The 17,707-nt window shown below is 71.4% G+C and carries 19 protein-coding genes; 9 read left to right on the plus strand and 10 right to left on the minus strand.

The window, feature by feature from the left end; all coding sequences use genetic code 11:
- Positions 1 to 424 precede the first annotated feature (424 nt).
- Positions 425 to 958 (minus strand): YbhB/YbcL family Raf kinase inhibitor-like protein, encoded by a 534-nt coding sequence (locus HTZ77_RS29700; protein WP_175593037.1) that lies wholly within the window; start codon positions 956 to 958, stop codon positions 425 to 427.
- A 102-nt stretch (positions 959 to 1,060) separates the two neighbouring features.
- Here HTZ77_RS29700 and HTZ77_RS29705 point away from each other — a divergent pair, with 102 nt between their 5' ends.
- A complete protein-coding gene (locus HTZ77_RS29705) occupies positions 1,061 to 1,753 on the plus strand; it encodes a GntR family transcriptional regulator (protein WP_175593038.1) in 693 nt (230 codons plus the stop codon).
- A gap of 116 nt (positions 1,754 to 1,869) precedes the next feature.
- On the plus strand, positions 1,870 to 2,274 hold the full coding sequence (locus HTZ77_RS29710; protein ID WP_175593039.1) for a YciI family protein: 405 nt from the start codon (positions 1,870 to 1,872) through the stop codon (positions 2,272 to 2,274).
- A gap of 34 nt (positions 2,275 to 2,308) precedes the next feature.
- Here HTZ77_RS29710 and HTZ77_RS29715 read toward each other — a convergent pair whose 3' ends face one another.
- The gene (locus HTZ77_RS29715; protein ID WP_205303885.1) at positions 2,309 to 4,093 is read right to left on the minus strand and encodes an FAD-binding oxidoreductase; all 1,785 of its coding nucleotides are present in this window, start codon (positions 4,091 to 4,093) and stop codon (positions 2,309 to 2,311) included.
- Positions 4,086 to 5,675, minus strand: coding sequence for an MFS transporter (locus tag HTZ77_RS29720; protein ID WP_235995390.1), 1,590 nt, complete (start codon positions 5,673 to 5,675; stop codon positions 4,086 to 4,088). The genes HTZ77_RS29715 and HTZ77_RS29720 overlap by 8 nt, the downstream gene beginning before the upstream one ends.
- Positions 5,676 to 5,778: 103 nt before the next feature.
- Here HTZ77_RS29720 and HTZ77_RS29725 point away from each other — a divergent pair, with 103 nt between their 5' ends.
- Positions 5,779 to 6,225 (plus strand): MarR family winged helix-turn-helix transcriptional regulator, encoded by a 447-nt coding sequence (locus HTZ77_RS29725; RefSeq protein WP_175593040.1) that lies wholly within the window; start codon positions 5,779 to 5,781, stop codon positions 6,223 to 6,225.
- A 391-nt stretch (positions 6,226 to 6,616) separates the two neighbouring features.
- Positions 6,617 to 7,021, plus strand: coding sequence for a hypothetical protein (locus HTZ77_RS29730; protein ID WP_175593041.1), 405 nt, complete (start codon positions 6,617 to 6,619; stop codon positions 7,019 to 7,021).
- Positions 7,022 to 7,031: 10 nt separating this feature from the next.
- On the opposite strand, the gene HTZ77_RS29735 is transcribed toward HTZ77_RS29730, so the two are convergent.
- Together HTZ77_RS29735 and HTZ77_RS29740 are read right to left on the minus strand one after the other, a co-directional pair.
- The gene (locus HTZ77_RS29735; protein ID WP_175593042.1) at positions 7,032 to 7,199 is read right to left on the minus strand and encodes a hypothetical protein; all 168 of its coding nucleotides are present in this window, start codon (positions 7,197 to 7,199) and stop codon (positions 7,032 to 7,034) included.
- Entirely contained in the window at positions 7,196 to 8,662 is a 1,467-nt protein-coding gene (locus tag HTZ77_RS29740) for an FAD-dependent monooxygenase (protein WP_205303887.1), read from the minus strand. Before HTZ77_RS29740 ends, HTZ77_RS29735 begins: the two co-directional genes overlap by 4 nt.
- Before the next feature lie 54 nt (positions 8,663 to 8,716).
- Between HTZ77_RS29740 and HTZ77_RS29745 the strand changes: the two genes are divergently transcribed.
- Complete coding sequence (locus tag HTZ77_RS29745) at positions 8,717 to 9,391, plus strand: TetR/AcrR family transcriptional regulator (RefSeq protein WP_175593043.1); 675 nt, start codon at positions 8,717 to 8,719, stop codon at positions 9,389 to 9,391.
- A gap of 222 nt (positions 9,392 to 9,613) precedes the next feature.
- On the opposite strand, the gene HTZ77_RS29750 is transcribed toward HTZ77_RS29745, so the two are convergent.
- Positions 9,614 to 10,747: an FAD-dependent oxidoreductase gene (locus HTZ77_RS29750; RefSeq protein WP_175593044.1), complete on the minus strand. Its 1,134-nt coding sequence runs from the start codon at positions 10,745 to 10,747 to the stop codon at positions 9,614 to 9,616.
- 112 nt (positions 10,748 to 10,859) lie between these two features.
- On the opposite strand from HTZ77_RS29750, the gene HTZ77_RS29755 reads away from it, so the two are divergent.
- Positions 10,860 to 11,546 carry a TetR/AcrR family transcriptional regulator gene (locus HTZ77_RS29755; protein WP_175593045.1) on the plus strand — a complete coding sequence of 229 codons (687 nt, stop codon included), beginning with the start codon at positions 10,860 to 10,862 and terminating at the stop codon, positions 11,544 to 11,546.
- Between the two features lie 308 nt (positions 11,547 to 11,854).
- Here HTZ77_RS29755 and HTZ77_RS29760 read toward each other — a convergent pair whose 3' ends face one another.
- Positions 11,855 to 13,282 carry a coiled-coil domain-containing protein gene (locus HTZ77_RS29760; RefSeq protein WP_175593046.1) on the minus strand — a complete coding sequence of 476 codons (1,428 nt, stop codon included), beginning with the start codon at positions 13,280 to 13,282 and terminating at the stop codon, positions 11,855 to 11,857.
- A gap of 567 nt (positions 13,283 to 13,849) precedes the next feature.
- Here HTZ77_RS29760 and HTZ77_RS29765 point away from each other — a divergent pair.
- The 3 genes from HTZ77_RS29765 to HTZ77_RS29775 are packed head-to-tail and all read left to right on the plus strand — an operon-like array spanning position 13,850 to position 15,323.
- Positions 13,850 to 14,416 (plus strand): TetR/AcrR family transcriptional regulator, encoded by a 567-nt coding sequence (locus HTZ77_RS29765; RefSeq protein ID WP_175593047.1) that lies wholly within the window; start codon positions 13,850 to 13,852, stop codon positions 14,414 to 14,416.
- 8 nt (positions 14,417 to 14,424) lie between these two features.
- Positions 14,425 to 14,709: a YciI family protein gene (locus HTZ77_RS29770; RefSeq protein WP_175593048.1), complete on the plus strand. Its 285-nt coding sequence runs from the start codon at positions 14,425 to 14,427 to the stop codon at positions 14,707 to 14,709.
- Positions 14,706 to 15,323 carry a DNA-3-methyladenine glycosylase I gene (locus HTZ77_RS29775; protein WP_175593049.1) on the plus strand — a complete coding sequence of 206 codons (618 nt, stop codon included), beginning with the start codon at positions 14,706 to 14,708 and terminating at the stop codon, positions 15,321 to 15,323. Before HTZ77_RS29770 ends, HTZ77_RS29775 begins: the two co-directional genes overlap by 4 nt.
- A gap of 198 nt (positions 15,324 to 15,521) precedes the next feature.
- Here HTZ77_RS29775 and HTZ77_RS29780 read toward each other — a convergent pair whose 3' ends face one another.
- From HTZ77_RS29780 to HTZ77_RS29790, 3 genes are all read right to left on the minus strand, one after another.
- Complete coding sequence (locus HTZ77_RS29780; protein ID WP_175593050.1) at positions 15,522 to 16,085, minus strand: carboxymuconolactone decarboxylase family protein; 564 nt, start codon at positions 16,083 to 16,085, stop codon at positions 15,522 to 15,524.
- On the minus strand, positions 16,085 to 16,684 hold the full coding sequence (locus HTZ77_RS29785; RefSeq protein ID WP_175593051.1) for a TetR/AcrR family transcriptional regulator: 600 nt from the start codon (positions 16,682 to 16,684) through the stop codon (positions 16,085 to 16,087). Before HTZ77_RS29785 ends, HTZ77_RS29780 begins: the two co-directional genes overlap by 1 nt.
- Positions 16,685 to 16,883: 199 nt before the next feature.
- A complete protein-coding gene (locus tag HTZ77_RS29790) occupies positions 16,884 to 17,570 on the minus strand; it encodes a cytochrome c biogenesis protein CcdA (protein WP_456237988.1) in 687 nt (228 codons plus the stop codon).
- Between the last annotated feature and the right edge of the window lie 137 nt (positions 17,571 to 17,707).

A 17,707-nucleotide genomic window follows, 5' to 3' on the forward strand; every position in this document is an offset into this window, starting at 1 on the left:
ACCCGGGCCTTCCACTTCTCGTTGCCGAGCAGCCAGTCGAAGGACTCGGTCTGCAGGGCAAGAAGGTCAGGAACTTCGAGGGGCTCCTGGATGCGCGAAAAAGAGACGCGACGGGGACCGGCGGGTATGGCGGAGGCGTTGCGCGAGGCTGCCAACAGATGTTGTCCTTCCGAGGGCTCGCAGCGGATGGCTACACGCGCGCCGGACGACATCACCGTCAATGCGGAGGGGCAGGACGTCGAGGGCAAGCGTGGAAGGGCAGCATAAAGCAAAAAGGAGACGAATGTCCACGCATATATAAATTGTCAACCCTCATTCCCGCAATCAGGATCGCACGCTCACCTCGGAATCGTCAAGCCACCCACACGAAAAGCCCCCGAAGGCGGCGGCCTCCGCCGAAGGCGCAGCGGCGGGCCGCCGGCCGTCAGGCGGGGATCTCGGCGGTGGCGGTCAGGACCGCGCGGCCGAGGATGTGGCCGGACATGGTGAAGCCGAGGAAGGCCGGGGTGGCGTCGGCCGGGACGCCGACGGACTCGACGTCGAGGGCGTGCACCACGACGAAGTAGCGGTGCGGGCCGTGCCCGGCCGGCGGGGCGGCGCCGATGAAGCGGGCCACGCGGGCGTCGTTGGGCAACTGGTAGGCCCCCTCGGGCAGGCCCGAGCCGGTGTCGTCGCCGGCACCCTCGGGCAGGTCGGTGACGGTGGCGGGGATGTCGGCGACCGCCCAGTGCCAGAACCCGGACCCGGTGGGGGCGTCGGGGTCGTAGACGGTGACGGCGTAGCTCCGGGTGCCTGCCGGGGCGCCGCTCCAGGACAACTGCGGGGAGACGTCCTTTCCGCCGGGGACGCCGGAGGAGAACTGCTCGGGCGGCCAGACGGCGCCGTCGGTGACGGTGGTGCTGGTGACGGTGAAGGAGGCCGCCTCGGGAAGACGGGCAAAGGGGTTGTTGGCGCTCATCGCGTCGGTCCTCTCAGTCGATGCAACGAGATTCAGTCGGTGCAACGAGATCGACCATAACACAGATAATCGATTATCTCTCCGATCGTCTATGATGACGCCATGACGGCCTCCACCTCCCCCTCCCCCGGGAAGCAGATGCTCTCCGAGCAGGTCTACGCCCACCTGCGAGACGCGATCATGCGTGGCGACTACGCCCCCGGGGACGCCCTCAAACCGCAGGACCTGGCCAAGCAGCAGGGCGTGAGCCTGGCCGTCGTGCGCGAGGCGCTGGTGCGGGTGGTCGGCGAGGGCCTCGCCGACCGGCTGCCCAACCGCGGCTTCGCCGTCCCGTCCTTCTCCGACCGCCGCTGGCAGGAGATCGCCGAGGCGCGCCGGACCATCGAACCGGTGGTGCTGCGCATGTCCGTCGAGCGGGGCGACGTCGACTGGGAAGCCCGCGTACGGGCCGCCCACCACCGCCTGGCGCGCACCCCGCCGTACCTGCCGGGACAGGGCGAGTACTACAGCGAGGCGTGGTCCGAGGCCCACCGGGTCTTCCACCGCACCCTGCTGGAGGGCTGCGGCAACCCCGTCCTCCTGGAGACCTTCGACCGGATGTGGACCGCCAGCGAGCTGGCTCGCCGCTGGTCGGCGCGGCGCGACCCCGGTCGGGACGGCGTCGGCGAGCACCGCCGGCTGGAGGAGGCCGCGCTGGCCCGCGACGCCGACACAGCGGCCGAGGTGCTGACCCTGCACCTCGGCCAGACCGCGGCCGCGCTGACCGGCGACCCCTGCCGCGACGCGACGGAATAAAGTTCCGGAAGCTGGCCGGCTTCAGGGATGTCGAGAACGCGCCGCCGGCTTCGTCCCAGGGACACGAACGGCCACGACGGGCCGCGCGACGAGGAAGACGAAGAAGGAGAACCACCATGAAGTACCTGCTGCTGAAGCACTACCGGGGCGCACCGGCAGCCGTCAACGACGTGCCGATGGACCAGTGGACGCCGGAGGAGGTCGACGCGCACATCCAGTACATGCGCGACTTCGCGGCCCGCCTGGAGGAGACGGGTGAGTTCGTCGACGGCCAGGCGCTGGCGCCCGAGGGGGCGTTCGTCCGGTATGACGGCGAGGGGCGCCCGCCGGTGACCGACGGCCCGTTCGCCGAGACCAAGGACCTCATCGCCGGCTGGATGATCATCGACGTGGAGTCCTGGGACCGCGCGGTCCAGCTCGCCGGGGAGCTGTCCGCCGCCCCCGGGGCGGGCGGCAAGCCGATCCACGAGTGGCTCGAGGTCCGGCCGTTCCTCGCCGAGTCGCCCACGGTCACCGAGTGAACGAGCCCGCCTCGGGCAGTCGGGCAGTCGATCCTCACCGCACGTCGTGCGCCGGTGGGATGGTGTGGTTGATGCGGAAAAGGTGGTTCGGGTCGTACGTCGCCTTCAGCGCGGCCAGCCGCCGGTGGTCCGCCTCGCTGTAGGCGCGCCTGACCCGTTCGGGAGCCGAGTCGTGGTCGAACAGGAACCCCGGCAGCATGGCCCCGGTGTCCCACCGCCGGAGCCGCTCCAGGACCTCGTCGGCGGCCTCGCGCACCGCGTCGGCCTGATCGGGCGGAGCCGGCATCCGCAGCCACAGGTGGAAGGCCGCGCCCTGGGTGCTGACCGCGTGCGGGCGGCCGGGCGGCCGGTCCAGCGCCCCGCCCAGGTGACGCAGCTCGATGCCGGGGAACGGCCCGCCGGACTTCGCCGGGTCGATGAGCGCGACCAGTTCCTCAACGGCGTCGTCGTCCAGGTCGTCGAGCAACGCGCTGCGGAAGTGCACCCTGACCGGGTTCTTGGGGTCCTGGTGGATCTCGGTGATCCGTGTGTACGGCATGACGGCGCAGGTGTCCTTCGCCGGGCCGAGCGCGCGCAACGGCTCCACCAGCCGCGCGCCCTGCTCCTCGTCCCCCATGTGGACCAGCATGACCAGGACGAGCGAGCGGCCGCGCAGCTCCTCGGGAAGCTGCGGCGCGTCGGGGAAGCGCATCAGCGTCACGGAGGACGACATCTCCTCCGGCTGCTCCCTGGCCCAGGCCAGGTAGGAGCCGAGCAGGCGGACGGCGTGCTCCCGGTTCTCGACCGGGTAGTGAAGCCGACCGCCGTAGATCGAGCGCAGCGGCAGCAGCTCGATCTCGGCCGCGACCACGATGCCGAAGTTGCTCTTGCCGCCGCGCACCGCCCAGAACAGGTCGGGCTCCCGGGTGGGTGAGACGGTGCGCAGCAGGCCGTCGGCGGTGACGATGTCGAGCGAGCGGACGCGGTCGGCGGCGAAGCCGTACGTACGGCCGGTCAGCGGGAGCCCGCCGCCGGTCAGGAAGCCCATCACCCCGACCTGGCCGGAGGAGCCGCACAGCGGCGCGAGGCCGTGCTCGGCCGCCGCGGTGATCACCTCGTTCCACCGCAGTCCGGCTCCGATCCTGGCGGTGCCGGCACCCGGGTCCACCGACAGCTCGCGCAGCTCGCCGGTGGCGATGAACACGGCTCCGTCCGCGGGCACCGACTTGCCGTGCCCAGTCGACTGCACCGCGACCGGTCGTCCTGTCTCCGCCGCGAACCGGACGGCGGCGGCCACGTCGTCGGCGTCGGCGGCGACCACGACCGCCGCGGGCCGGTGCTCGACCGTCAGCAGCCAGCCGGAGCAGGCCTCCTCGAAGCCCTCGTCGCCGGGGAAGAGCGTACGACCCCGGATCGGCGCGGCCAGGCCCACCACGTCGTGCCAGGCCGCGGGCTCGCCCGCGAGGCGGTCGGCGGTGAACTCCACCGAGGTGGCGGCGCGCGCCGGCACGCCGTCCACGGTGCCGGTCGCGTGGTACGCGGCTCCCTCCAGGCGAGCCTCGACGTGGGTCCGCCGGCTCCCCTGGTGAGCGGGGGTCTCGGTGAGCTCGTAGGAGAAGCGGCCGGGCCCGTCGGCGCTCCAGACGCCGGTGCCCACGCTGCCGGGGGTGCGCAGCGCGACGGTGCCGTCGGAGGCGAACGAGAGGGTGAAGGAGTCGGAGTCGGTCCGGTCGTCGTGGTGCGTCAGACCGGTCCAGACGCCCGTCGGGGTCTGAAGGACGGCGGCCGCGGAGTTCGTGTCCAGCATGTCGGTGATCTGCCTCTCCGAGATGTCAGTCATGGGTCTTCTCGAAGGACTGCGCCGCGTCGTCGGCCTCCGCGGGCGGCGGAGGGCCCGGCGTCCGGGCGTCGCGCAGCAGGGTCACGGCCAGCACGGCCAGCAACGCGGCGAGCGCCGCGCCGACGATCGCCGTCGCCTGCAGGCCGTGGACGAAGGCCGTACGGGCCGCCGACAACAGCGCGGAGCCCCGGACGGCGGGCAGCTCGCGGGCGACGTTGACGGCGGCGGCGAGAGTGTCCCTGGCCGCCGCGACGACGGGGGCGGGCAGCCCCTCGGGGAGCGTGTCGGCCAGGTTCGCCCGGTACACCGCGAAGCCGACGCTGCCGATCACCGCGACGCCGAGCGCGCTGCCGAGCTCGGTGCCGGTCGAGGCCATCGCGGACGCGGCGCCGGCCCGCTCGGGCGGAGCGGCGCCCACGATCAGTCCGGTGCCCAGCGAGATCATCGGCCCGAGCCCGAGCCCGATGACGGCCGTCCCGGTCACCGCGGCATACAGGTCGGACGGGCCACTGACCTGGATCAGCAGCACCATGCCGGCCGCGGCGACCACCAGACCGCCGGCCAGCAGCGCGCTCAGCTTCACGCGGCTCGTGAGGCCCGGGGCCGCCATGGCGCCGATCATCATGGCGACGGTGGTGGGCAGCGACCACAGCCCGGCCTGGAGCGGGCTCAGTCCGCGTACCAGTTGCAGATACTGCATGACGAAGAACTGCGAGCCCGCGGAGAGCAGGGTGGCCAGCACGAGCATGCCGAGGGCGGTGCCGAACAGGCCGGTGCGGAACAACGAGAGGTCGACCAGCGGCTGCCGGAGCCGGCCCTGGCGACGAAGGAACAGCGCCGCCAGCGCCAGGCCGGCGACGACGGCGATGCCCGACTCGGGACGCAGGCCGTCCTCGGCGATCCGCTTGAGCCCGAAGACCAGGGCCAGGACCCCGGCGATGGACATGATCACGCTGATCGGGTCGGGGCGGGAGACCGATTCGTCCCGGTACTCGGGCAGCACGAGCGGACCCGACACGAGCAGCAGCAGCATGACCGGGACGCCGAGCAGGAAGACCGAGCCCCAGCTGAACAGCTCCAGGAACGCGCCGCCGACCAGCGGCCCGACCACGGTGCCGAGGCCGAAGAAGCCGGTCCAGGCCCCGATCGCCGCCCCCTGCTGCCTGGGGTCTCGGAACATGATCCGGATCAGGGACAGGGTGGACGGCATCAGGGTAGAGCCCGCGACGCCCAGCAGCGCGCGGGCGGCGATGAGCATCGCCGCGTTGACCGCGAACGCCGAGAGCACGGAGGCCACGCCGAACGCGACCGCGCCGGCCAGCAGCAGCCGCCGGCGGCCGATCCTGTCCCCGATCGCGCCCATGGTGATGAGGAAGCCGGCGATGAGGAAGCCGTAGATGTCCACGATCCACAGCAACTCGGCGTTGCCGGGCCGCAGATCGGCGGCGAGGGTGGGCAGCGCCAGGTGCAGCACGGTCAGGTCCATCGCGATGAGCATGGTGGGAAGCGCGAGGACCGCCAGCCCCAGCCATTCTCTCCGGGTCGCCCGCGGCGGGGCCGCCGTACCGACGTCGGTACTCAAAGGGATCTCCTTGCAGTGGCCAATAATGTTGGACGCGCCAATGTTGGCTTGGCCAACAGTACATGGAATCGTGGGTGCGGCCAACAGTTGCTAGATTGACCCCGTGGACACGCCAGAGGGGCCGCCGCCGGAGCGGCTGCGCATGCTGCCGAGCAGGTTGACCAACCACGCGGCGATGACCGCCAACCGGATCGTGGACCGGGCGCTCGCCCAGGCCGGCGTCCGGCGCTACCACTACGCCCTGCTCGCCGCGCTGGAGGAGTACGGCCCGGCCAGCCAGGCCGCCCTCGGCCGCCGCACCGGCATCGACCGCAGCGACATGGTGGCGATCGTCAACGACCTCGCCGAACGGCACCTCCTGGAGCGCGCGCCCGACCCGGACGACCGCCGGCGCAACATCATCACCGTCACCGCCGAGGGCCTGGGGTTCCTCACGCACCTCGACCGGCTGGTCGCCGACGCCCAGGACGAGTTCCTCGCCCCGCTGTCGGCGGCCGACCGGCGGCACCTGCTCGACCTGCTCACCCGCCTGGTGGAGCCGCGCGACTAGATCCGTCGTCCGGCGATCGGGAGTGCGCCCCCTCGCGGCCTCAGGGGCGCCGATCTCGCGGCGCGCTCGGGGTCAGGCCCGCGAGGTCGACGGCTGCCGGGCGGGCGGCGCGCCGGGACTCTGTCGGCGATCAGGCTTGCTGCGGCGTCGTGTCAGAAGTCGCGTCGTGTCAGAGGCCCCGTCGTGTCAGAGGCCGCGTCGTGTCAGAGGCCGCGTCAGCACGGCGACGGCTCGGTATCAGTGCGGTCGGCGATGGTGGACGCCATGAACGGTTCAGCGATCGCGGCCTTGAAGCCTCCCTCGGCACCCATGGGACCGCGTCCCGACCGCCGTCCGTTCCTCTGACTTCCGCTTTTTGACTTCGGTGACAGACCCAAGGGAGCACACCGCCATGTCCATCACCCTCACCGACCAGGACAAGCTCACCCTGCGGATCGCCGCGTGGGGCGCCGTCTCACTGATGTCCGCCGCCGGCGCCGCCGACTCGGCGCACAAGGTCGCCACCAAGGGCTCCATCGCCCTGATTTCCGCGACCGGCCTGGTCGGGCACGTGCTCACCAAGGCGCCCAAGGGCGTGAAGTACGGCAAGTCCGTGGCCGAACTGGCCGACCAGGTGCTGCCGGCCCTGACGGCATCCATGAACTTGCTCAAGCAGCAGGACCCGGCAGAGGCCGAGAACTTCCACCGCACCATCGTCGTCGCCACCGAAGCATCCGCCCAGGCCCAGCAGGGCGAGCCCAGCCCCACCCTGACCGAGATGGCCCGCAAGATCACCGAAGCTCTCGACGCCGCCTGAGGCTTGCGAGTCACGCGAGACGCACCCGGTGGAAGGTGGTCGCCGGCCCGAACAGGAACGGATTCGCACCATCCTCGCTGCGGTGACCGCCCGAAACCCGAACAGTCCACATCAGGGCGACCACGGCGCGATCCTGAGGAAGGACGGGAAGGCCGCTGAGCCGGTGGAGCGTCGTCACGGCGCTACCACCGCCGCTCCGGTCCAGCCGAGCAGCGCCTGCTGCTCGGCCTCGATCGGCCCTGCCCAGGCGAGGTGCCCGTCCGGCCGGACGAGGAGCGCCTCGGCCTCCTCCAGGTCGGGCGAGGGCTGCCAGGCCGTGGCGGTGACCGTCTCCACGCGGTCGTCCCGGCCGGACGCGCCGGCCTGGCTCCCCGTATGGACGAGCAGGAACCGCCCGTCGTGCAGCAGTTGGTACAGGCGCTCGACCCCGGGCCGCTCCGCGACGCTGATCGGCAGGTCGGGTACCCGGGCCCCGGCCGGGGAGCCGTCGCCGTAGTGGATGCCGATCGCCGAGACCGACGCGGCCAGGTCACGGTTGACCTCCCCGATGCGCAGGAGGCCGTCGAGCATGCCGCGCAGTGCCATGCCCGGCCGGTGGTACTGCGGCACCAGCGTCAGTTCCAGCAGCAGCGTCTGCACCTCGGTGTTGGCGGTGACGGCCGCGCCGACCGGCCGGCGCTCGGCCTCGTAGGAGTCCAGCAGCCCGTCCGGGGCCCAGCCTTTGACCTGGGCGGCGAGCTTCCAGCCCAGGTTCATGGCGTCCTGCAGACCGGTGTTGAGGCCCTGTCCCGCCGCCGGGAAGTGGATGTGGGCCGCGTCACCCGCCACCAGGAGCCGGCCCTGCCGGTACCGCCCGGCCAGGCGGGTCGCGTTGCCGAACCGCGACAACCAGTGCGGCTCGGCGACGTTGAAATCCGTGCCGGCGATGTTCGTCAGAGCCTGCCGGAACTCCCCGTACGTCACGGGCCGGTCAGACGGCACCCGCATGCGTTCGGGATCGATGACCACGAACCGGGTCAGCCCGTCCTCCAACGGCACGGCCAGCACGCCGTGGGCCTCGGCCGAGTGCGCGGCGTCCGGACCGGTGACGGCGAAGTCGCCGAGCATGCCGGACAGCGTCTCGTCGGTGCCGTCGAAGGGGATGCCCGCCGCCTGCCGGACGATACTGCGTGCACCGTCGCAGCCCACGACGTACGAGGCGCGTAGCCTCTCTCCCCGAGCTGTTTCGACGACGACGCTGTCCGGCTCCTGCCGCACGGCGGTGACCTGACAGCCGCGGACGATCTCGGCGCCCAGCTCGCGGGCGCGGGCGTCGAGCAGTTCCTCGGTACGGGCCTGCTCCAGGAACAGGGTGTAGCCGTGCCGGGTGTCCAGGGCGGTGAAGTCGAGGCGGGTGTTCAGGCCCGCGAAGTGCCACCCGGGCAGGGTGTGACCGCGGGCCAGGAAACGGCCGGCGATGCCGCGCAGGTCCATCACCTCGATGCTGCGCGGGTGCAGCGTGAGCGCCCGCGACTGGCTGGTGGGCGCGTCGTTGCGTTCGAGTACGCGGACCCCCACGCCCGCCAGGGCCAGCTCCGCGGCCAACAGCAGCCCGGTGGGGCCGGCTCCCACCACGATCACGTCGGTGTGCACGGTGTGCATCCTCCCTATTAAATGAACATCGTTCATAAAATGAGGTCACTAGTATCACTGGGCATGGGACCCACGTCAACCTCGTCGTCCGCCCAGCGCTCCCGAGGCCGCCCCCGCAAGATGGCCGTGCCGGAGGCGGTCACCACCGCCCTGCGCCTGGTGGACGAGGACGGGCTCGACTCGCTGACCATGCGCCGCCTGGCCGCGGCCCTCGACGTCCAGGCGGGCACGCTCTACCGGCACTTCGCCACCAAGCAGACGCTGCTCGCCGCCATGGCCGAGGAGATGCTCGCGGGCTGCGCCGGCCCTTTGCCCGACGGGCTCACCTGGCGCGAACAGATCACCGAACTGGCCGGGCGGCTGCGTATGGCGTTGCTGCGTCATCGCGACGGCGCACGTGTCCACGCGGGCACCCACTCGGTCGGCCCCAACACGCTGAGCTACACCGACACCCTCGTGGGCGTGCTGCGCGAGACAGGCCTGAGCCCTGAGGCGGCCACCCGTACGGCACTCACCATCGTCCACTTCATCGTCGGCCACACGCTGGAGGAACAGGCCGCCCAGGCTCTCGCCGAGTCCACCGAGTTGCCCGCCACGCTGACCCTGCTGCACGCGGCCCTCGACCCGGGCACCTACCCCAACCTGGCAGCCGCCGAGGCCACGCTGACCAGCACCGACTTCGTCGGCCACTTCGCCCACGGCCTGAACCTGATCATCAAAGGACTGGCCGGTGAGTGACGCCGCTCGATGAACCGGCCCTGCCCTCGGCCTTCACGCCGAAAGTGATCACTTCAGGCGGCATCCTCAAGACCCCGACACCGTCGTGTACCGGCCCAGCTCGCCGGAGCTGGAGGAGGACGACGACGGCCACGACGACCAGGCCGATGCTTGCGGCCGGGGCCCACATCCCCGAGCGGGGAACTGCGTCGGGCTGCCTGTCGTTGCGTGCGGAGGCGAGAATCACGCGTCCCGTTCGACGCCGGTCATCAGAGCGAGCAGGCTGTGGGGCGCATCGTCGTCGATCATGATCGTGTAGAAGCCTTCGTCGTCCGCTTCCACTTCGGCGGCGCGGGCGAACATGGCCTGTTCGTACGCGGCGAGGGCGGCCTCCGCATCGCCGGGGTGCGTGGCGAGCGCCCGGCCGAGTTCGGCGCCGTCCTGCATGGCCAGATTGGCGCCTTCGCCGTTCGGCGCCCGGAGGTGGGCGGCATCGCCGAGCAGGGTCACCCCCGGTACGCGGTCCCAGCGGTGTCCGGCCGGCAGTGTGAAGATGGGGCGCAGGGCCGGCGGGGTGTCGCTCTCGGTGATCAGGGCGGTGAGTTCGGGAGCCCAGCCGTCGAACTCCTTCGCGACCCGCACGGTGAGGGCTGCGGCATCGGTGGCATCAAGGTCGGCGAACCAGTTCTGGGGCTTCCTCACCTGCGCGTAGGTGTGCAGGGTCCCGCCGCCCTCCCGGTGGGCCAGCAGTCCCCTCCCCGGTGCGAGCGCGAACAGTGATCCGGCCCCGACCGCCTCGGCGGAGGCGGGATGGCGGGTTCCTGCGTCGAAGAGGAACGTCTCCACGCTGCAGACGCCGAAGTACTCCGGAGCGGCCTCGGAGAGCAGCGGTCGTACGCGCGACCAGGCGCCGTCGGCGCCGATGAGCAGGTCCGCGACAACAGTGGTGTCGTCGGCGAAGTCCACCTGGTGGCGGCCTTCGCCGAGAGCCCGCACCGCGGTGACCTTGTGGCCCCAGCGGACGGTGCCGTCGGGCAGGGAGTCGAGCAGCATCTGCCGCAGTTCGCCGCGCGGCGCCTCCGGGCGTTCGCCGGTTCCGTCGTCGGGCAGGTCGAGCAACACGTTCCCCGCCTGGTCCATGACCCGGTACGCCTCGCGGCCCGGCAGGATCAGCTTGCGGAACTCCTCGATCAGACCGGCCGCTTCCAGAGCGGCCTGACCGCTCCGAGGACGGAGGTCGAGCAGTCCGCCCTGACGGCGGGTGTCCGGCGCGGGATCCGCCTCGTAGACCGCGGCCGGGATGCCGTGCACATGCAGGACGCGGGCCAAGGTCAGGCCGCCCAGACCTGCTCCGATGATCGTGACAGGTGTCGTCATGGTTTCCTCCCTAGCCCCTGCTGCGGGGTGCTGTGACGCCCTCGCTGGATCGCCACTCCAATCACGCTGACACGGAGTTGGATCGACGCTCCATTCATGCGATGCTGGGCTCATGGTGAAGAGAACAGCGAAGGGATCTGCGCGGGCCCCGCGGCGGACGGACAGCCTGTCGCGGGAGCTGATCATCCAGACCGCGATCGAGATCCTGGACAGCGGCGGCGAGAAGGCGCTGACGCTGCGCGCGCTCACCGTGCGCCTGAGCACCGGCTACGGAGCGATCTACCACCACGTCGCGGACAAGAGCGATCTGCTCGCGACAGCCGCTGACGACGTCATCACCGGCGTGCTGTCCGGCGCGGTCACCGATGCGGACCCGCGCACCGCTCTGCGCCGCCTCGCCCTGGGCCTGTTCGACGCGATCGATGCCCACCCCTGGGTCGGGGCAGAATTCTCCCGCCAGCCGTGGCGGCCCGCGCTGCTGGACTTCTACGAGAGCATCGGCCGCCTGCTGGACGCCCTCGACGTTCCAGAGAAGGCGCGCTTCGACGCGGCCGGCGCCCTCGTGAACTACGTCCTCGGCGTCGCCGCGCAGAACGCCGCGAACGCACGGCGCCTCGCAGGCAGCGACACGGACCGAGCGACCTTCCTGCAGAACGCTGCCACGCGATGGGCGCAGATCGACCCCGGCCGATACCCGTTCGTGCACGCGGCGGCGACTCATCTGGGCGAGCACGACGACCGCGAGCAGTTCCTCCTCGGGGTCGACATCTTCCTCGCCGGTATCGCAACCCTGCGCTGAAAGCCCCAGAAGACCAACGACGCTCGCGGCGCTCGCCACATGACAAGCGCCGCGAGGGCCGACCTGCCGCTGCCCCGCGGATGCAACGCGCGGCCTCCGTCACCCCCAACCGATTCGCGTCCGTACGCCGCAGCGCGATCAGATCGCGCGATCAAACCGTTACAACGTCCCCGCCTGTTCGACGCTCCACCCGGATCGGAACGGCGTGCGGCGGTAAGCCGCGCCCCGACACCCCGCTAGCCGTTCCCTTGCTGCTCGACCCCTGATTCAGCGGACGCGCGTCCGTCGCGCGGTCAGCTCCGGAGCCCTCAGCCGCCCCGGCCACTGCGCAGCTCGGCCGCCACAGCGCGTTCCCGGAGCTCGGCGGCCTCGGCCCGGACCCCCTCCAACTGCGCCCTCACGTCATCCAGCCGTGCCCGTTCCAGCCGAAGCTCCACCCGCAGCTCGTCACGCTCGCCGGACAGGGCTTCGGCCCTCTCGCGCTCGGCGGCCACGGCCTCGGCCCGGCGCGCCGCCTCCCGCTCGGCCAGCTCGGCGGTCTCCCGCCGGGCCGCCTCCAGGCTCTCGGCCAGGGCGGCGAGCTCACGCTCCAGCCGTTCGCTGTCACGCCCGGCCTCCGCCACCTCCGCCGCGGCCGCCGCACGCACCTGCGCCACCTCGGCGGCAGCCCACTGGCGCACCTGCTCGATCTCGGTCGCGGCCCCCTGGCGTACCTTCGTGATCTCGGCCGCGGCGCTCTCCTGCGCCTGCGTGACGAGGGCGGCGGCATTGTCACGCGCCTGCTCCGCCTCGTTGAGCGCCGCGGCCCGCTCGTTGAGGGCCACGGCGCGGTCGCGTTCGGCCTGTGCGGCGGTGCGCTCGGCGCTCTCCGCCCGCGCGACCGCCCGGTCGCGCTCCTGCTCGGCCGCCTCCGCCCGAGCCCGGGCCGCGGCCACCTCCCGCTCGGCCTCCTGCCGCGCGTGTACCGCCGCGGCCACCTCCTCCCGCACCCGGTCGCGCTCCGACCGCGCCAGCTCGGCGTCCTCACCGGCCTGTACGGCCCGCTCCTGAGCCTCCCGCGTACGGGCCTCGGCCGACTCCAGCCGCTCGGTCAGCTCCTGAACCGCCTGGTCACGGGCCCGTTCGGCCAGCTCGACCCGGGCCACCGCCTCCTTCGCCCGCCGCTCGGCCTGCTCGGCGCGGCGCGCGGACTTCTCGGCGTTCTGCAACGCCTGCCGTTCGGTGCTGGCCGCCTCGCGCAGCGCCGCGAGGGCCTGCTCGCGCGCCCGCTCACCGTCGCCGAGGGCCGTGTCGCGCTCGGTCTCGGCCTCCTCGACCCGCAGCCGCATCTGCGCGGCTTCCCGGCGGGCGTGCTCGGCCGCCTCGCGCGCCAGCCGTACCTGCTCGAACGCCTGCTCCCGCTCGGCACGCGCGACCGCCACGCGGGTGTGCGCCTCCGCCTGGACGGCGCTCAGCTTCGCCTCCACGCCGGCGGGGCTCAGCTCCTGGGCGAGCGCGTCCGCGAGCGGCTCGATGGCGGCGGCGAGCCCGCTCTCCATCCGCTCGTACAACTGCTCGGCCCTGGCCAGCGCCCCCTCCAGCCCTGGGGTGGCGCGACGCAGCTCCCTCTCCCGTTTGGCGGCGGCCTGGCAGTCGCCTTCGGGACAGTACGCCTTGGGACGGCCTCTCCCCCGCCGCTGCTCGATCGGCGCTCCACAGTGCTTGCACGGCGTCACCACGCCTGTCTCTGCGGTCACAGCAGCACCCTATCATTGTTGATTTTCCAGAAAATCAAAATCAGAAAATCGGATCCGTTGCGTCGCGGCGGCCTGCGAGCAACTTGCGGGAATGTAGAATTCCCGCAAGTAATCGTCACATGACGCCCCGAGGTCGGTCTCGGGGAGCCAGGCGGATGTGAAGCGCAGCGTGGTTGGCAGCGGAACCGCGGAACTATGACAGTGACGGCGTTCCCCTGGGCCTGCCAGAGTTCTACGATCCCGCCTCAGTTGCGAGTCCGAGAGACGATGGCCGGGGAACTTGTGCTGTTCAGCCGGGGTCAGGGGCAGGAAAAGGGCTCGAACAGGTCGGCAGGCATTGGGGGTCTCCATTACGTTCACGCTCTAGGACGGTCGTCCTACGAGGCGGTCACGCTAGGTCAACTGTCCTAGAGGCGTCAAGCCTCGATGAGCCGGCAGCTCAAGAGGCCCGGCGGCGGCTCCGTGGGCCGGTTTGACGGCATTAGGACGGCCGACCTAGAGTGCTCTAGGTCGAGCGTCCTAGCGGGGCGCGGCCGGTGAGCGTGGCAGCCGAAGGAGGAGGAGCCGATGAGTGGCGCGGCGACTCGCGAGCAGATCGTCGAAGCAGCCGACCGGCTGTTCTACCAGCGCGGCTACGAGCACACCTCGTTCGCCGACATCGCCGCGGCGGTCGGCCTGTCACGCGGCAACTTCTACTACCACTTCAAGTCCAAGGACACGATCCTGGACGCGGTGATCGAGTCCCGGCTGGCCGGCACCCGGCACATGCTGCAGCAGTGGGAGAACGAGCAGCCCACTCCCGGCGGCCGCATCCTGGCCTTCGTCGAGATCGTGCTGACCAACGGCGCCGACATCCAGCAGTACGGCTGCCCGGTGGGCACCTTGAACACCGAGCTCGCCAAGCTCGACCACAGCATGCGCGGCCAGGCCCGCGGCCTGTTCACGCTGTTCCGTGACTGGCTGCGTGAGCAGTTCACGCTGCTGGGGCGGGCCGAGCAGGCCGACGAACTGGCCATGCACGTGCTCGCCTTCAGCCAGGGCGTCGCCGTGCTGTCCCACGCCTTCCGCGACGAGGAGTTCGTCCGGCGCGAAGTCGGCCGGATGCGCGACTGGCTGAGCACCTACGGGAAATGAGAGATCTGATGTTCGTGGTCCTGCTCCGGTTCGCAGGGAACAAGGATGCCGCCGGTCTGCACATGAGCGGCCACCAGGAGTGGATCAGGCGCGGCCTGGACGACGGCGTGTTCCTGCTGGTCGGCAGCATCCGGCCCGGGCTCGGCGGCGCGGTCCTGGCGCACGGCACCTCGCTTGAGGAGCTGGAGAAGCGGGTGAACGATGACCCCTTCGTGGCCGAGAACGTCGTCAGCGCGGAGATCATCGACATCGCGCCGGGCACGGCGGACGAGCGGCTGAACTTCCTGCTGTGACGGCGCCGTTCCTCGGCCCGGACGGCGAGCCGCGCTGCCCGTGGAGCGGCGGCGCCCCGGAATTCCTCGCCTACCACGACACCGAGTGGGGATTCCCCGTGGGCGATGACACCCGGCTGTTCGAGAAGCTCAGCCTGGAGTGCTTCCAGTCCGGGCTCAGCTGGCGCACCATCTTGGCCAAGCGGGGGAACTTCCGCGCCGCCTTCGCCGGCTTCGACATTTCCTGCGTCGCCCGCTTCGGCGAGCGCGACGTGGAGCGCCTGCTGCAGGACACCGGGATCGTCCGCCATCGAGGCAAGATCGAGGCCGTCGTCAACAACGCCCGCCGCGCTGAGGAGTTGATCGACCGGGAGGGCAGCCTGGCGGCGTTCGTCTGGCGCTACGAGCCCGATGAGAGCGAGCTGCCCGAACCGCAGTCCGTCTCGACGTCCCCAGCCTCGATCGCGCTGTCGAAGGATCTGCGCAAGCAGCGCTGGAAGTTCGTCGGGCCGACCACCGTGTACGCGTTCCTGCAGGCCATGGGGCTGATCAACGATCATGTCAAGGAGTGCGTCATCCGGTCCGAGGTCCAGGCGGCCCGCGAGGCGTTCGCCCGGCCCAGATGCCTCACGTGATCAGCGGCGAGCCGGCCGCGATACCGAAGCGCCACCCGATCTCCACAAGGCCGTCCGGTCAGCGGCGCGCCGAGCATCACCGCTGAAGACGGCCACCCTCGTGGCCGTCTTCAGCGGTGAGTGGCCAAGGGCCGAGCCGGAGGAGCCCTGGCGTCGCCCGGTTGCACCGTGTCGACGCTGGGGCCTGATCGGCACGGATTACACTGCCGCCTGTTGCCTGGTCCACTCCTGGCCGGCCCAGGCCGGATCCAGCGGGGTGCAGGCGATGTGGTTGGTGTAGTTCGACAGCGTCTTCATCCCGACCCCGAGCACGATGTCCAGCACCTGGCGGCGGGTGTGCCCGGCGGCCAGGAACGCCTCGATCTCGGCCTCGTCCACCCAGCCGCGCTGCACCACCATCGCACGGGTCAGGCGGCGCACCGCCTCCAGTGCCTCGTCGGCCAGCGGCCGGCCCGCACGCAGGGCCTCGACCACCTCGGCCGGCACCCGGGCGCGCAGCGCCAGGGTGGAGTGCGCGGCCACGCAGTACTCGCAACCGTTGGCCACGCTGGCCGTGATCAGCACCACCTGCTTGGCCGCCGCCGGCAGCGACGACCTGCCGAACTGCTCGGCCAGCGCGTTGTAGCCGGCCAGCAGTTCCGGCGACTCGGCCATCACCCCGTTCAGCGTGGTCACGAACCCCATCCGCTTCTTGGCCGCCTCCAGCATCGGCCGGGCCGCCTCAGGGGCGTCGCTGTCGTCATACACACGAAAATCGCTCATCATCTCTCCTCGGTAGTGGTGAAACCGTCAAGCACGGCGCGCACACCGGCGAGCAGGAGGCCCGCCTCGGCGCCGGCCCGCGAGCGCAGATTGACCGCGTAGGCCTGCAGTGTCAGCGCTTCGGCGGCCGCTTCCAGATCCAGACCGGACCGGAGCTGGCCTTTCGTACGCGCCTTCTCCAGCGCGGCTCCCATCGCCGCCCTCAGCGCGTCGTGGTGGTGATCCAGAGTTTCCCGGATCCCCGGCAGATCGCCGCTGGCCGTGGCGTGGGTGTTGGTGACCAGGCAGCCCCAGCGAGCGTGCTCGCCCCTGCAGCGGGCCGCCACCAGCCGCTCGAAAAACGCGTCGATGGCCGGCACGCCGCGGTCGTCGGCGGCCAGGGCGTCGAACACGGGCCGCGACTGCCGCTCCAGATAGCGGCCCAGCGCGGCGGCCTGCAGCTGCGCCTTGCCGCCGAAGGTCGCATACAGGCTGGAACGGCTAAGCCCGGTCGCCTGGACGACCTCGGCGATGCCGGTTACCTCGGCCCCGCGCTGCCAGAACAGGCGTACCACCTGGTCGAGCGTGCTGTCGGGATCGAAGTGTTTGATGTCGGGCATCCCTCAACCCCTCTATCTTGGAACGACTATTCCAAGATAGAGGGTGGGCGCATGCCGCACAACCCCCCGGTCCAAGCCTTGCCGCAGGGCTACCGCAGGCCCCGAGCGGCAAGCCGCCCGGGGCGACCCATCGGACGATGGCCGAGATCCAGCGGCGCCGAAGCGAGAGCAGAGCGCTGACGGGATCGCTGACCGGCGTTCAGCGGGCTCGATCACGGCGGCGTGCCCGGCGCAGGACCAGCGTCGCCAAGGCGAGCAGGAGGCCGAACGCGAGCGAGAGCCGGCCCGGGCCGAGCGCGGCCACGCAGCCGGCGACGCTCGCCTGCACGGCGGTCACCACGCCCACGATCGGATCGTCGGCGTCCCGGCCCGCGAAGACGCGCAGCTCGTACCAGCCGTAATACAGCACGTACAGGCCCGCGAGGATGAGCAGGGCGCCGCCGGCCCTGGACACGTACGGCAGCAGCCGCCGCAACCGGGCCACGGCGGTGGCGCGGGCCAGTGCCACCGCCAGCGACAAGACCGCGACGATCAGGCCCATGCCCAGCGCGTATGCGGTGAATGCCGCCACCCCGCCGCCCAGTCCAGCGCCGGACAACGCGGCCGAGGTGACCGCCAGGAACGGCCCCGCCGTGCACGACAAGGAGGCCACCGCGTACGACAGTCCGTAGCCGTACAGCGACAGCGGTGAGGTGGTGGGACGGCCGGTGCCCAGGCCCGGCAGGCGCAGCACCAGCTCCCGGCCGGACAACAACCACAGGCCCAGCCCGACCAGAACCACCCCGATGACCAGCGTCGCCCACGGCAGGTAGCCGCCCACCGACACCGCCAGCACGGTCACGACCAGCCCGAACAGGCCGAAGACGGTGACGAATCCGGCGGTCATCGCCGCCGCCAGGACCAGCGCCCGGCGGATCGGGCCGGGCCCCCGGTCGGTGATCAGCAGGGTGAGGTAGGCGGGTAACAGGGCCGCTCACCGGCGGGGCGTGCGTCCACCGGATCATCACCGACCTCGGTGTCCTC

Origin of the sequence: Nonomuraea montanisoli, from assembly GCF_013363975.1 — a bacterium.
Taxonomy (GTDB): domain Bacteria; phylum Actinomycetota; class Actinomycetes; order Streptosporangiales; family Streptosporangiaceae; genus Nonomuraea; species Nonomuraea montanisoli.

Excerpts from the sequence above, each read along its gene's own strand:
- HTZ77_RS29700 (WP_175593037.1), bottom strand. The coding sequence starts at position 958 with ATGAGCGCCAACAACCCCTTTGCCCGTCTTCCCGAGGCGGCCTCCTTC.
- HTZ77_RS29785 (WP_175593051.1), bottom strand. The coding sequence starts at position 16,684 with ATGCCCGACATCAAACACTTCGATCCCGACAGCACGCTCGACCAGGTG.
- HTZ77_RS29740 (WP_205303887.1), bottom strand. The coding sequence starts at position 8,662 with ATGCACACCGTGCACACCGACGTGATCGTGGTGGGAGCCGGCCCCACC.
- HTZ77_RS29705 (WP_175593038.1), top strand. The coding sequence starts at position 1,061 with ATGACGGCCTCCACCTCCCCCTCCCCCGGGAAGCAGATGCTCTCCGAG.
- HTZ77_RS29730 (WP_175593041.1), top strand. The coding sequence starts at position 6,617 with ATGTCCATCACCCTCACCGACCAGGACAAGCTCACCCTGCGGATCGCC.
- HTZ77_RS29745 (WP_175593043.1), top strand. The coding sequence starts at position 8,717 with ATGGGACCCACGTCAACCTCGTCGTCCGCCCAGCGCTCCCGAGGCCGC.
- HTZ77_RS29715 (WP_205303885.1), bottom strand. The coding sequence starts at position 4,093 with ATGACTGACATCTCGGAGAGGCAGATCACCGACATGCTGGACACGAAC.
- HTZ77_RS29750 (WP_175593044.1), bottom strand. The coding sequence starts at position 10,747 with ATGACGACACCTGTCACGATCATCGGAGCAGGTCTGGGCGGCCTGACC.
- HTZ77_RS29765 (WP_175593047.1), top strand. The coding sequence starts at position 13,850 with ATGAGTGGCGCGGCGACTCGCGAGCAGATCGTCGAAGCAGCCGACCGG.
- HTZ77_RS29780 (WP_175593050.1), bottom strand. The coding sequence starts at position 16,085 with ATGAGCGATTTTCGTGTGTATGACGACAGCGACGCCCCTGAGGCGGCC.
- HTZ77_RS29790 (WP_456237988.1), bottom strand. The coding sequence starts at position 17,570 with ATGACCGCCGGATTCGTCACCGTCTTCGGCCTGTTCGGGCTGGTCGTG.
- HTZ77_RS29755 (WP_175593045.1), top strand. The coding sequence starts at position 10,860 with ATGGTGAAGAGAACAGCGAAGGGATCTGCGCGGGCCCCGCGGCGGACG.
- HTZ77_RS29710 (WP_175593039.1), top strand. The coding sequence starts at position 1,870 with ATGAAGTACCTGCTGCTGAAGCACTACCGGGGCGCACCGGCAGCCGTC.
- HTZ77_RS29770 (WP_175593048.1), top strand. The coding sequence starts at position 14,425 with ATGTTCGTGGTCCTGCTCCGGTTCGCAGGGAACAAGGATGCCGCCGGT.